Genomic DNA, 12,998 nt, shown 5'->3' with positions numbered 1-12,998 from the left:
ATTAATATAAAGAGCCAGAGGAAAATAGTAATAGTTATGAAGTGTTGAAAACTATTATGAGGAGAATGCAAAGTGATTAGTGAGCAAATCCAACAACTCATTAATAATTTAATTCAAATTGAGCATGTCTCTACAACGTTATATTTGGCGATGTCGAACTATATGAACAAATTAAATTATAAAGGGATGGGAACATGGCTAAGGCTGCAATCTGAGGAAGAGCGTGTGCATATGTTAAAGCTGATGGATTATCTGGTGGACCGTGGTGGAACGGTGGAAGTAAAAGCAATACCAGCACAATTAAGTGAATTTGGCAGTCCATTGGATACATTTCAAAAAGTGTTGGAGCATGAACAATTCGTAACCAGCTCCTATCGTCAAGCGTACGACTATGTCAATAAAGTCAACGATCCGCAAACATTAGTAATTATACAAGAGTTTTTAAAGGAGCAAATCGATGAAGTAGCCCAATCGCAAACTATTGTTGATCGACTAAAGCTGGCTCAGAACAACCCTGCGGCTTTATTAATTGTAGACCAAGAGCTTGGAAAAAGAGGAGCTGCTGGTGTAGGAGCAACCCCTCCTGCAGGTTAAATTATTTGACGGAGGCATATCTGAAGGGCTATTTGTGAATCTTTAACACCAGCTCTATAGATAGAGTGTCAACGAAGCCAGGGGCATCCGTGTGTAGAGTTCGACTTACATTTGTGATAATTTACTGGACGATTGGATAATTTCTATATATTTACTTTTAGAAAAAAATGGTATATACTGTAAATAGAATAATTAAATAATTGATTCACTTGGAGGAGCCTGTCACTATAGGCTCCTTCTATGTTTTTTAGGACCTGTAGTTTGCAGGTTCTTTTTGTTTGTTTTAATGATTGAAAATTTAGATTTTTTAAAAAGTAAGTTCAAGAGATGTACTGATGAAGTCAATACATCTCTTGTTCCCATAAATCATTTCATTATCTAAAGGAGGGAAAGCCATGATTCCATTAATCATTGGCGGTGTATCGCTAGGTATACTAGTATTGCTTTTATTAGTTTTTATTACAAAATATCGTACAGTAGGGCCTGATGAAGCTTTAATTGTAACGGGAAGTTGGCTGGGCAGCGGTAAAAATGTTGTCACGACAGATGATGGAAAGAAAATTAAAATCATTCGCGGCGGAGGCACATTTGTTGTCCCTATCATGCAGCAAGCAGAACCTATTAGTTTATTAAACTATAAACTAGAGGTTGGTACTCGTGATACCTATACAAAACAAGGTGTGCCTGTAACAGTAAACGGTGTTTCCATCATTAAAGTAGGATCGACAATTGAAGAAGTTTCGACCGCAGCAGAACAGTATTTAGGGAAAAATCCTGAGGAGCTGAAAACAGAGGCTAAAGAAGTGCTTGAGGGTCATCTTCGTGCCATTCTTTCCTCTATGACAGTGGAAGATGCATACAGTAATCGTGAACAATTCGCTCAGAAAGTACATGAGGTAGCCTCAACGGATTTAAAGAAAATGGGACTTCGGATTGTCTCGTTTACAATTAAGGAAATTTCTGATCGAAATGGCTACTTGGATGCTTTAGGGCAGCCGCAAATTGCTTCTGTCAAGCGTGATGCAACAGTGGCCAGCGCAGAACGTGCAAAGGAAGCAAGGATTGAAACAGCGCGTGCAGAAAAAGAAGCAAAAGAGGCTGAATATCAACGTGATGCGCAAATTGCGGAAGCAGAAAAAGAGAAAGAGCTGAAGGTGCAAGCTTACAAGCGAGAGCAAGAAAAGGCACGTGCGGAAGCAGATTTGGCATATCAATTGCAACAAGCAAAAGCTCAGCAAAATGTCACTCAAGAGCAAATGCGGGTACAAATTATTGAGCGTGAAAAGCAAATTGAATTGGAAGAAAAAGAGATTTCCCGTCGCGAGAAGCAATATGATGCAGAGGTCAAGAAAAAAGCAGATGCTGATCGTTATGCAACAGAGCAGGCTGCAGAAGCAGAAAAGGTAAAACAAATGAAAAAAGCAGAGGCGGAGCAATATAAAATTGAAACAGAAGCAAGGGCACGTGCTGAAGAAGTGCGAGTAGAGGGATTAGCCAAAGCAGAAATTGAAAAAGCACAAGGTATAGCAATAGCAGAAGCAGAAAAAGCAAAAGGTCTTGCACAAGCGGATATTATCAAGATGAAGGGTCTTGCAGAAGCAGAAGCAAAACGTAAAATTGCAGAAGCGTTTGAGCTGTATGGTCAGGCTGCTACAATGGATATGGTACTACGCATGCTACCGGAATATGCGAAAGAAATTGCAAGCCCGCTTGGCAATATTGAGAAGATTACTGTTGTGGATACAGGTAGCGGCAAAAATGGTGGGGCTGGAAAAATAACTGGATATGCAACGGATTTGATGGCGTCTCTTCAAGAAACGTTAAAGACATCTTCAGGTATAGATGTAAAAGAGCTATTGGAAAGCTTCGCTGGGAAGCGAAATATTCTTACTGATGCGCATAAAAAAGTTGATACGACTCAATCTGTAAATACAAGCAATATTATACAAGAGTAAATAATTATAAAATCAGAGGGAATTGTAACATAGAGAACAAAAATGTACAGGAGCAATATACGAGTATTGCTCCTATAATTACAACAAATCACTTAGCTTTAGGAAGAGCATGCTCAGTATGAACTGTTTCGTTCTTATTCTAAAATGATACCGTATGAGAAAGTGTAATGCTTACTAAAAGAGTCAGTGGAAAGGAGGAACATAATGACGCAATACTGGATTATTTTATTAGCAATTGCTGTTGGTACAGTATTTGTTGCAGAAAAATTAAAACAGCCGTATCCGACTTTACTAGTAGTTGTTGGGTTAATCATCGGGATAACACCGATTCCTGCCTTAGACGAAGTGAAGGGATTTGCTGCAAGCGATCATATATTTCAAACAACAATCATTTTGATTTTCCTGTCAGCTTTGTTAGGCGACGCGGCTCTTAAGCTGCCGATTGACGAGTTGAAAAAGAATAAAAAACCAATTATATTATTGGCTTTCTTAGGAACCTTTTTAACCTTTTTGATAGTTTCCACTTTAAGCTATTTTATATTGAAGCTGACTCTGCAGCAGGCTTTGATTTTTGGAGCATTGATGGCTGCGACAGATCCTGTTTCGGTATTAAGCATTTTTAAGTCAATGGGGTTAAATAAACGCTTATCCATCATTGTAGAAGGGGAGAGCTTGGCGAATGATGGAGTAGCGGTTGTATTATTTAAAATTGCTCTTGTCACAACTGTTTTGACATTTTCCGGGGTATTGCATGGTTCAGTAGAGTTCGTTAAAGTAGTGAGCGGTGGACTTTTGATTGGAGGTGTATGTGGATTTTTAGCTTCCCGTATTACCTCTAGAATCGATCAGTATCTAGTAGAAATTGGACTATCCATTATTGTATTTTATGGAGCATTCGAGCTTGCAGAACATTTTCATCTATCGGGAGTTATCGCCGTAGTGACAGCGGGACTAATACTTGGTACATATGGAAAAAACATCGGGATGTCTGATTTGACACTTGAAAAAATGGATTCATTTTGGGAAGTAATTGCATTCATATCTAATTCTCTTATTTTTCTTATGGTTGGACTCGAAGTGGGAAGTATCAACTTTTTAGACAAAGGCTTTATTATTGTAGGAAGCATTGCCATCGTAATTTTTGCAAGATGTGTCGCTGTGTATGGAAGCCTTACATTGGATAAAAGCATTCCCCTGGCTTGGAAGCACGTCATTGCATGGGGCGGGTTAAAAGGATCTCTTTCCATTGCACTTATATTAAGCGTGTCACCCAGCTTTGAAGGGAGAGAGCTCCTTTTGGCACTGACATTCAGCAATGTTGTCTTTTCATTGTTAGGCCAGGGCACTACACTCAAGAAATTAGTTACTGTTCTTCGAGTGAAATAAACAATGACTAAATATTGTAAAAGGAAACCAAAAAACCCTGCTGTATCAGAGCAGGTTTTTTGGTTTTTAAAATGTTAAATATTGTGAATGTTTGAGCGTATTTGTGCTGTTAATATATGAGGGAGCGACGGTATAGAAGAAAGAAAATGGACAATAGTTTTTTATGCATTTTATGTTAGGGGATAAGGAAGTGTATATAAAACGGGCAGCCTTAACTTTGCACATTTTTTATGTGTATTTTATAGCATAAAAAAACTTGATTATATACCAACGGGGGTATATAATAAAATTCGTAACCAACAATATTACTTTAAGATGGCGGTGAATATGATTTATATTTTAACTTCATTTATAACGTTAGTTGCAGTTATGCTTTATAGACGTTATTTTCCTGTTCGCAGCGTTCCATGTGTTCATCAGCACATCCAGACGACTAAAGATGTGATTATACTCGATATCAGGGATTATAATGACGAAGGCATAGACAATGATGGTACAATGCAAATTCCTTATGCGTATTTACCGCGTTATTATAATGAAATTCCTAAACAGCCCATTCATGTTGTAGCGAGGAATAAATTAGATTGTAATCTATGTTTACGTTTTTTAACCAAAAAAGGATTTAAAGTACAGAGTTACAGCTTAACAGAATGTCCATGTAATTCTAAAGAAACAATATATCCATATAGTGCATGAGCAAGAAGGTTTACCTTAGAAGGAATAATATATGAAAAATATGACTAATGGAGGTCGTTAAGATGGAGATGGGGACAATTTTAAACGTAGTATTTATAGCATTTATCGTGTGGTTTGTTTTGTCTCGCTTTTTACCTACGAAAGGAGTCAAAAGCATTACAACGGAGGGCTTGAAAACAGAACTAGGAAAACAAGACAAGCAGTATATTGACGTTCGTACTCCTGCAGAATTTAAAGGAAATCATATCCGAGGATTTAAGAACATCCCGCTTCATCAACTATCACAGAAAGTAAACAGTCTAGACCAGAATAAAGAAGTTATTGTTATTTGCCAGAGCGGCATGAGAAGTCAACGAGCAGCTAAAATGTTAAAGAAGCAAGGCTTTAAGAGTATAACAAATGTTACGGGCGGAATGAATACTTGGAGATAAGTTAGGAAGGAGGACAATTTATGAAAGAATGCACAGCAAAAGAAATAGAAGCAAGGCTGCATGAAAAGGGAGAATTGTCAATCATTGATGTGCGTGAGGCAGCCGAAGTAGCGACAGGAAAAATTCCTCATGCCATTAATATTCCGTTAGGCTTACTAGAGTTTCGTATGCATGAGCTAGAGAAAAGCAAAGAGTATGTTGTGGTGTGTCAATCTGGAGGCAGAAGCTTTAGGGCTGCGGAGCTTCTTGAACGATACGGATATAATGTAGCAAATATGAGCGGGGGGATGCTCGCTTGGACTGGAAAAATAGAATAGTTTTATTGTAACAAAGGACAAGTACTTCTGCAGTTTGCAAGGTGCTTGTCTTTTTTATGGATAAAAGTGTATATATATGTCAATAACAGGAGTTAAATAAATGATGTTAGATGTTACAGTTCTTGTTTCACAGAACCCTTGGTTGAGTGAAAAGCAGAGAGATACAAGCATTTTAAAAAATAATCGAATGGAGGTAAGGGTATACTATATTAGTATTTCACGTTATAAAAGGAGCTGAAAGAATGAAGAAAATTATCATTGTGGGAGGGGTAGCAGGAGGAGCGTCTGCTGCTGCTAGGCTGCGTCGGCTTAGCGAACAAGATGAGATTATCATGTTTGAACGGGGCGAATATATTTCATTTGCCAATTGCGGCTTACCATACTATATCGGCGGTGTCATTCAAGAAAGAGGGAAGCTGCTCGTGCAAACGGTAGAAAAAATGTCTAAGAGGTTTAAATTAGACATCAGAGTAATGACAGAGGTGGTCAGTATCAATCGTGATGCTAAGACGATTTCTGCGAAAAATTTACAAACAGGCGAAGTGTATGAAGAGTCGTATGATACGCTTATCCTTTCACCAGGAGCCAACCCAATTACGCCTCCTCTTTCTGGAATACATGAAGCGAATAATATATTTACGTTACGTAACATTCCCGATACAGATCGTATAAAAGAATTTGTCGATCAGCAGAAGCCGAAAAAAGCTGTAGTAATCGGAGGAGGGTTTATTGGGGTAGAGATGGCGGAGAACCTACATGAGCGTGGGATACATGTGATGCTGGTCGAAATGGCCAATCAAATTATGCCCCCTATAGATTTTGAAATGATTGCAGGGGTACACAAGCTTCTCAGTGAAAAAGGAATAGATCTTATTTTAGAGGACGGAATTGACTCCTTTGAAAACAACGGTGCTTCAGTCTTTTTAAAAAGTGGAAAAAGATTGGAAACTGATATGATTGTTTTATCAATTGGAGTTCAACCAGAAAGCACACTAGCAAAAGAAGCAGGCTTGCCTTTAGGTATTCGAGGTACGATGAAGGTAAATGAATTTCTTCAAACAGATGATCCATCCATCTATGCTGTAGGAGATGCAATTCAAGTAAAAGATTATATCAATGGCGGAGACACAATGATTCCGCTTGCTTGGCCTGCAAACAGACAAGGGCGTATGGTTGCTGACACGATTAACGGTAGAAAAGCTTCATATCCTGGTACAATGGGAACATCTATCGTTAAAGTGTTTGAAACTACAGTAGCTGCAACCGGAAACAATGAAAAAGTGTTAAGACGATTGGATATTCCGTTTGAGACAGTACATGTTCAGTACAACTCTCATGCAGGCTACTACCCGGGTGCACATCCTATTTTAATTAAGCTATTATTTTGTAAGGATACAGGGAAGATATACGGGGCTCAATGTGTAGGAAGAGACGGAGTAGATAAACGGATAGACGTACTTGCAACCGCAATTCGAGCTGGATTAAAAGCTACGGATTTACCTGATTTAGAGCTTGCTTATGCTCCCCCATATTCTTCAGCAAAAGATCCTGTAAACTTAGTAGGCTATGCGGCTTCTAATGTTATAGAAGGATTGGTAGAAAACGTTCAATGGCATGAAATTGACGAATTAATTAAAAAGGGCGGGTATTTAATCGATGTTCGGGAGCCGTATGAATTAGAGCAAGGGAAAATAAATGGATCTGTTAATATACCGCTAGATGAATTGCGGGATCGTCTAGATGAAGTACCAAAAGATAAAGAGTTGTATGTGACATGTCAGCTCGGTATGAGAGGTTATTTAGCGTCGCGTATATTAACGCAGCACGGATATAAAGTTAAAAACTTAGATGGCGGTTATAAGCTGTATTCTACTGCATTTCCGAATCATGCATAGATCATTTCATAGAAAATGGAGGAAATATAATGTATAAAACAGTTACGGCAGATGAATTGCAGAGAATCTTGGAAAGCGGAGAAAAGAAAAATATTATAGATGTTCGTGAGTTAGAGGAAGTACAAGAAGGGAAAATTCCAGGTGCAAAGCATATTCCATTAGGTGAATTGGAAAATCGAACCAATGAGCTTGATTCAACGAAAGAATATGTGATTGTTTGTCATGCTGGAGGAAGAAGTCAAAGGGCATCTGAATATTTAGCCTCCCATGGTTATAGGGTGCATAATATGTTAGGGGGTATGTCTGCATGGAAGGGAGAAACAGAATAAAGCGGTAAGGGATTATCCTTTACCGTTTCTTTTTGTTCATTATATACCCATATAGGTATATAATAAGGTTAATGGTGTTAAATATTAGTACAGAGCGGGGGAGAAAAATATGGAAGCGGCTAAAAAAAACGAGAAGACGATAGATTCTAATTATATTCAACAGCATCTGGCGAATGAGCGTACCTATTTAGCTTGGATTCGTACATCCATTGCAATAATCGGTATTGGATTTTTAATTACAAATTTACACTATGCCATGCGGACATCCCTTACGGAGGCTAAACAACTAATTTCTGATGGTATAGGGATTTTATCTGTAGTTACTGGGATTACTATTATGCTAGGTTCAACTTTAGATTATCTTAAAAAACGAAAAAATATTAATGAGCAAACCTTTCGATCTGCGACTGGGATTGTTGTATTATTATCTGTTTGTATTATGTTAATTGTTGTAATGATAGGTATGTTTTTCTTTATTATTTAACGATATTACGTGAGCAGAAGATGATCTTGTAAGCTGGATAGCAAAAATGGGGAAAATATCAGATTTTTAAAAAGGACATGGGAGGCTCGGTTTATAGGAGATTGTCACAATATATGTTAGAGGAGTAATTATTGAACATCTAAGATAATTCCGTTTATTAAGAAGAGAGTTGAATTTCAATAGTGTAGTATTACGTAAGAGGATATAAATCATATGCTGGGTGACCACTTTGTAGAATGAGAAAAGCAAGAACTTTGCAGGAACAATTGATATGATAGTATAGTTATAATCAAAAATACGGTTGAATTATGCTGTTTCAGTCGTATTTTTGATATCAATCGAGGCAGGAACTAAGGTGAAAAGTAAAGAAACAGCAGGTAGTATTATCTTCTGAGCTGTCAGAGGCTCAACGATGTAAAGAGCTACATAAGAAAATAAAGCATTATAATATAGGCAAAGGAATTAAATGAAGGAGCGATGAGATGGATTATAATATAGAAGTTTTATTGGGAAATCATGAAGAATTTTCAACTTACTTAAAAACTAAGATAAAAGAGTTTAATAACAAACACTCGTTTCATCATAAAGAAATAAGAAAGGAAGGGGCTGTACGCCCAATAAATATTATAGTATCCGATGATACGAAGCAATGGATTGGCGGGATAAGTGCAGAGGTGTATTGGGATTGGGTAGAAATTAATGATTTTTGGTTTAAGGAGGAATTTCGGAGGAAAGGCTTAGGCGGAAGATTACTGGACAGATTAGAAGAAATTGCAAAGGAAAAAGGTGCAACGAAGGCATTGTTAAGGACTTTTGAATTTCAAGCACGTTCTTTTTATGAAGTAAAAGGATATAAAGTTGTAGGTGAAATTAAAGATTATCCACCTGGGAGCAGTTTTTTTACAATGGTGAAACCATTGGTATAAGAACTTTTCTGTTATAAATATTCGACAGTAAATTTTGGTGACAAACCGTTTTTTATTTTTGTAATATTCTTTATATTGGAGTGTGCATAACAGTATGGCAGAAGATAGGATGAAAAACATCGTTGCAGCCATTGATTCAAAACCAAATCATTTATTTCTGCGAAATTTTATGCAGTGGTGAACTTCATATACGCATGTAAGGGGGAGTTTTTTGGTTTACAAGGGAAAAAGTCAAAGAGGAGTATTAGCAGCATTATTTTTAATAAATGCAATATCATATTTGCATATTTCGAGTGGTTCACTACTGTATTTAAACATTATAGGTTCTCTATTCGTTTTAATCGGAATGTGTATACACTATACGGTTCGAATTGAGAAAGGCTACATAACGTATCAAATATACTTTATGCGGATACCTGTATTTAAAAAAGATGTGTATGCGAATCAAATTGCTCAAATGAAGTTCGCTCGGTTTGGTTGGGTAACTAAAGGAACTATTGTGAAATTGAATAAGGGAATGAGCCTGCGAATTATTAACTTTACTCCGGACACTATTTATGGAGAGCTTATAGAATATGCTACTACTCATGATATTACAATTATTGTGACAGAGGATTACAAGATAATATCAAGATGATTTTAATAGAAGGATCTATTCTCGTACTGTGATAAAAAATAAGGAATCCAAAAGAGCCGATCGCAATGCCAATGGAAGGTGTTACTAGGGCTTGCTAATTAAATATATAAGTATTTTCGTACATCCGAAAGAAATATTTGTCTGTATGGGAAATGGTCAGCAAATAGAAAAATTTAAACTAAGGAGCCTGTGATGACAATTATTGATAAATTAAAGCTAAATAAATACGCTAATATGACCGTGATCAATCAGCCAGATGATTACGATGTTTTTACTGAGCAAAGGAATTTCCTTTCCAAGAACCATGATGCTATTTTTATTTTTGTGAAAACACTTGATGAAATGGTTGCATATACACACCGTATTCTTAATGATGAACAGCTTTTACTTGAGAAAGGCTATGTGTTTTTTGCCTATCCCAAAAAAGGTAACTCTCGCTACAAAACCTTTGTTCACAGAGATGGAATTTTTCCAGCTATGCAGGTAGGAGAGGATGGACACATAGGTAAAAGTGATCTCAAGTTCTCACGGATGGTAAGCATGGATGATGTGTTCACGGTTATAGGCTTAAAGCGTGAAAAAAAGAAAGTGAGCAAAACATCCGATACTAGTCACTGCGTTGCGGATTATGAGGATAAAGTAAAGGATGTGGAGACCTTATTAGCAGATCAACCAAATGAACTTGCATTTTATCAAAGTTTAACACCTGGATATCAAAAAGACTGGGCACGGTACATATTCTCCGCCAAGCAACAACAAACAAGAAATAAACGTCAACAACAAATGGTTGAGATTCTTTCACAGGGGTACAAAACTATCGATTTATTCCGTCGGAAGAAGAAATAAAGTAAACGTATTCAGCTTATAAAAAAGGGCGCTTTCTCTATGATAGAACAGCGCCCTTAGTTGTTGTCTAGGTATATTAACCTAAATGCCAAGTATTATTTTATTCTGAACTTCGGTTAATTGCTTCCATCATGTGAATGCTTTTCAATTTTTTATGATTAAGCCAAATAGAAATATAATAGGCTGCGATTAAGATAATAAAATTAATGAGAACACTAGTCCAATTCACTTTTACAGGGAGCGTCAAATGCATATCGGCAGTAATGGAATTCATAAATGAAGAATTGGATATGAAGGTTACAGGAATACCGATTAAAAAATCAAGGATAATAAACCATAGATTATAGCCTATCATCAGCTTTCTAATGCTGAAATCACTATACCTGAAGACTTTTAGGAGTGCTATTTTAAAAGAATTTTCCTCAATCATCAAAGATATTAAAATGTAAATAATAATGATGGAAATAATTCACGCGACCATAGCGATTGCAGCTATTCGATAATTTAAAGGCTGTAACATTTGTTTAAATCCAGTAATGGCGAGTCTGCCGCAATAGGGGAGTTCTATGCTGGAAATGTTTTTCGCTCATTAGAACAGTGAAGATTTCCATTTATAAAAGTCTCTAGCAATGCAAATCTTAGAATAATTCAACTGTCTGTCCCTTGTACTCTACAAAGGACAGACAGTCTGGTTTTCATATAGGTCCCGTTTTTAAAGAACAGTTTAAAGAGTGAAGAAGGAGACTATTTTTTTAATTTTATTACTACATCTTCACTAGGGGTTACGTATAGTGTTTGCTGGTTATCGTATGTCACAAAGCCAAGCTTTGCACCGCTCGGTTTTTTAACATGGCGAATTTTTGTATAATCGACAGGAACAGAGCTAGATTCCTTGGCTTTGCTAAAGTAGGCAGCTAGTATTCCAGCCTCTAATAATGTTTGTTCATCTGGCTCTGTAGAACGTATGAGAACGTGAGAACCCGGTATATCCTTTGTGTGAAGCCAAATTTCATCGCGTTTTGCCAGCTTTGTTGTTAAATAGTCATTTTGTTTGTTGTTTTTACCTACTAAAATTTCGACTCCGTTTGTGGATAAATATGTATCAAATACAGGTTTGGAAGGTTTTTGCTTTTTTTGAGCCTTCATTCGTCTGCGAATATAGCCTCCTTCTGCAAGCTCTTCGCGAATTTCTTCTATATCTTTTGGAGAAGCAGACTCCATTTGCTGTAGTAAACCATCGAAATAATTAATTTCTTCCTCTGTTTTTTCAATTTGCTCGTGCATAATCGCAACAGAATTTTTAGCTTTTTGGTATTTCTGAAAATAGTTTTGTGCATTATCGGAGGGGGATTTTAACGGATTCAATGGAATCAGGACAGTCCCGTTATTTTCATCGTAATAATTAATTACCTCAATTTCCTTTTGTCCTCGCTGCATGGCATACATATTGGCTGTCAACAGTTCCCCGTACAGCTGAAAGCGATCTGCCTTTTCGGCATCTTGCAGAGTTTGTGTAAGCTTTTTGAGTTTCTTTTCATTTTTTGCTAACTCATTTTGAATAAATTTTTCCAAATCATGAGCCTGCTGTTTTACCCTATCCCGTTCTGCTTTGCCAAAGAAAAAGCGGTCAAGCATTTCGCTAAGTGTAGCGAATATTTTTTTGTCTCCTTTTAAATGAGTAAGAGACAGCATATAAAAATGCTCTTTCCCTTCATGTTTTGAGATAGTTGGGGTATACCGGCGTTCTTTTATGAACGAAAGAAGCGTAAAAAAAGCATTTGGCAGTGTTTGTTCGTTTATCAGACCGGCAGTTTCTGTTACTTCTTTTGAAAATAATGGAGAAAGTCCTGCGAATGTATTCACTAGTTGTTTATCCATTTTCCCTGCCAGAAAGTCGAGCTTTCTTAAAAACTCTTCTTGAGTTTCAATATCGAAAGGATTCACCTTATGCTGCGGCGGCGGTGCGATATATGAATATCCTGGCAGTACCGTACGATGACGGTTAGCGGCTGGTGATAAATGCTTGATGCTGTCCAAAATGGTTCCGGTTTGTGCATCAATCAAGATGATATTACTATGGCGTCCCATGATTTCGATAATTAATGTTTTGTAAGATTCATCGCCGATTTCATTGCGGCTGCGAATTGTAATATGGACGATGCGTTCTAAGTCCACCTGTTCAATCTTTTCAATAACCCCGCCTTCCAAATGCTTGCGAAGCAACATGCAAAACATTGGAGGTACAGAAGGAGAATCGTAACTTTGTGCAGTGATATGTAAGCGTGCATAGGTGGGATGCGCAGAAAGAAGTAGCTTCTGGTTTGTTCCTTTTGCTCGTATATGTAAAAGAATCTCATATTTGGACGGCTGATAGATTTTTGAAATACGTCCGGTTTCTACTATGTTTAGCTCATCTGTGATTGCTCGTGTAAATAAACCGTCAAAAGACATTTATTACACCCCTTTCTACTACAATTGATGTTTAATTATAGCATGTTTTAG

At 37.1% G+C, this 12,998-nt stretch carries 14 protein-coding genes; 12 read left to right on the top strand and 2 right to left on the bottom strand.

Annotation, left to right across the window (positions count from 1 at the left end):
* The first annotated feature begins 75 nt into the window (after positions 1-75).
* From J7Q84_RS11040 to J7Q84_RS10985, 12 genes are all read left to right on the top strand, one after another.
* Positions 76-594 (top strand): ferritin, encoded by a 519-nt coding sequence (locus tag J7Q84_RS11040; RefSeq protein WP_209094781.1) that lies wholly within the window; start codon positions 76-78, stop codon positions 592-594.
* A gap of 395 nt (positions 595-989) precedes the next feature.
* On the top strand, positions 990-2,549 hold the full coding sequence (locus J7Q84_RS11035; RefSeq protein WP_209094613.1) for a flotillin family protein: 1,560 nt from the start codon (positions 990-992) through the stop codon (positions 2,547-2,549).
* A gap of 204 nt (positions 2,550-2,753) precedes the next feature.
* Positions 2,754-3,935, top strand: a complete 1,182-nt coding sequence (locus J7Q84_RS11030) for a cation:proton antiporter (RefSeq protein WP_209094612.1) — start codon at positions 2,754-2,756, stop codon at positions 3,933-3,935.
* A gap of 327 nt (positions 3,936-4,262) precedes the next feature.
* Positions 4,263-4,631 carry a sulfurtransferase gene (locus J7Q84_RS11025; RefSeq protein WP_209094611.1) on the top strand — a complete coding sequence of 123 codons (369 nt, stop codon included), beginning with the start codon at positions 4,263-4,265 and terminating at the stop codon, positions 4,629-4,631.
* A gap of 62 nt (positions 4,632-4,693) precedes the next feature.
* Positions 4,694-5,062, top strand: coding sequence for a rhodanese-like domain-containing protein (locus J7Q84_RS11020; RefSeq protein ID WP_209094610.1), 369 nt, complete (start codon positions 4,694-4,696; stop codon positions 5,060-5,062).
* Positions 5,063-5,082: 20 nt separating this feature from the next.
* Positions 5,083-5,379, top strand: coding sequence for a rhodanese-like domain-containing protein (locus J7Q84_RS11015; protein WP_209094609.1), 297 nt, complete (start codon positions 5,083-5,085; stop codon positions 5,377-5,379).
* A gap of 242 nt (positions 5,380-5,621) precedes the next feature.
* A complete protein-coding gene (locus J7Q84_RS11010; protein WP_209094608.1) occupies positions 5,622-7,274 on the top strand; it encodes a CoA-disulfide reductase in 1,653 nt (550 codons plus the stop codon).
* Positions 7,275-7,303: 29 nt separating this feature from the next.
* Complete coding sequence (locus J7Q84_RS11005) at positions 7,304-7,603, top strand: rhodanese-like domain-containing protein (RefSeq protein ID WP_209094607.1); 300 nt, start codon at positions 7,304-7,306, stop codon at positions 7,601-7,603.
* A 109-nt stretch (positions 7,604-7,712) separates the two neighbouring features.
* Complete coding sequence (locus tag J7Q84_RS11000) at positions 7,713-8,087, top strand: YidH family protein (RefSeq protein ID WP_209094606.1); 375 nt, start codon at positions 7,713-7,715, stop codon at positions 8,085-8,087.
* A 482-nt stretch (positions 8,088-8,569) separates the two neighbouring features.
* The gene (locus tag J7Q84_RS10995) at positions 8,570-9,013 is read left to right on the top strand and encodes a GNAT family N-acetyltransferase (RefSeq protein WP_209094605.1); all 444 of its coding nucleotides are present in this window, start codon (positions 8,570-8,572) and stop codon (positions 9,011-9,013) included.
* Between the two features lie 211 nt (positions 9,014-9,224).
* The gene (locus J7Q84_RS10990; RefSeq protein WP_209094604.1) at positions 9,225-9,650 is read left to right on the top strand and encodes a hypothetical protein; all 426 of its coding nucleotides are present in this window, start codon (positions 9,225-9,227) and stop codon (positions 9,648-9,650) included.
* 192 nt (positions 9,651-9,842) lie between these two features.
* Entirely contained in the window at positions 9,843-10,496 is a 654-nt protein-coding gene (locus tag J7Q84_RS10985) for a YdeI/OmpD-associated family protein (protein WP_209094603.1), read from the top strand.
* Positions 10,497-10,596: 100 nt separating this feature from the next.
* Here J7Q84_RS10985 and J7Q84_RS10980 read toward each other — a convergent pair whose 3' ends face one another.
* Complete coding sequence (locus tag J7Q84_RS10980) at positions 10,597-10,953, bottom strand: FtsX-like permease family protein (protein ID WP_348519849.1); 357 nt, start codon at positions 10,951-10,953, stop codon at positions 10,597-10,599.
* Between the two features lie 287 nt (positions 10,954-11,240).
* Positions 11,241-12,947, bottom strand: coding sequence for an Rqc2 family fibronectin-binding protein (locus tag J7Q84_RS10975; RefSeq protein ID WP_209094601.1), 1,707 nt, complete (start codon positions 12,945-12,947; stop codon positions 11,241-11,243).
* Positions 12,948-12,998 lie beyond the last annotated feature (51 nt).

The organism is Bacillus sp. 165, assembly GCF_017742235.1.
Classification (GTDB): Bacteria; Bacillota; Bacilli; order Bacillales; family Bacillaceae_G; genus JAGHKQ01.
The sequence above is the reverse complement of the archived record's forward strand: the minus strand, read 5'-3'. Positions and strand labels throughout refer to the sequence as shown.

Excerpts from the sequence above, each read along its gene's own strand:
- J7Q84_RS11035 (WP_209094613.1), top strand. The coding sequence starts at position 990 with ATGATTCCATTAATCATTGGCGGTGTATCGCTAGGTATACTAGTATTG.
- J7Q84_RS11030 (WP_209094612.1), top strand. The coding sequence starts at position 2,754 with ATGACGCAATACTGGATTATTTTATTAGCAATTGCTGTTGGTACAGTA.
- J7Q84_RS11025 (WP_209094611.1), top strand. The coding sequence starts at position 4,263 with ATGATTTATATTTTAACTTCATTTATAACGTTAGTTGCAGTTATGCTT.
- J7Q84_RS11020 (WP_209094610.1), top strand. The coding sequence starts at position 4,694 with ATGGAGATGGGGACAATTTTAAACGTAGTATTTATAGCATTTATCGTG.
- J7Q84_RS11015 (WP_209094609.1), top strand. The coding sequence starts at position 5,083 with ATGAAAGAATGCACAGCAAAAGAAATAGAAGCAAGGCTGCATGAAAAG.
- J7Q84_RS11010 (WP_209094608.1), top strand. The coding sequence starts at position 5,622 with ATGAAGAAAATTATCATTGTGGGAGGGGTAGCAGGAGGAGCGTCTGCT.
- J7Q84_RS11005 (WP_209094607.1), top strand. The coding sequence starts at position 7,304 with ATGTATAAAACAGTTACGGCAGATGAATTGCAGAGAATCTTGGAAAGC.
- J7Q84_RS11000 (WP_209094606.1), top strand. The coding sequence starts at position 7,713 with ATGGAAGCGGCTAAAAAAAACGAGAAGACGATAGATTCTAATTATATT.
- J7Q84_RS10995 (WP_209094605.1), top strand. The coding sequence starts at position 8,570 with ATGGATTATAATATAGAAGTTTTATTGGGAAATCATGAAGAATTTTCA.
- J7Q84_RS10985 (WP_209094603.1), top strand. The coding sequence starts at position 9,843 with ATGACAATTATTGATAAATTAAAGCTAAATAAATACGCTAATATGACC.
- J7Q84_RS10975 (WP_209094601.1), bottom strand. The coding sequence starts at position 12,947 with ATGTCTTTTGACGGTTTATTTACACGAGCAATCACAGATGAGCTAAAC.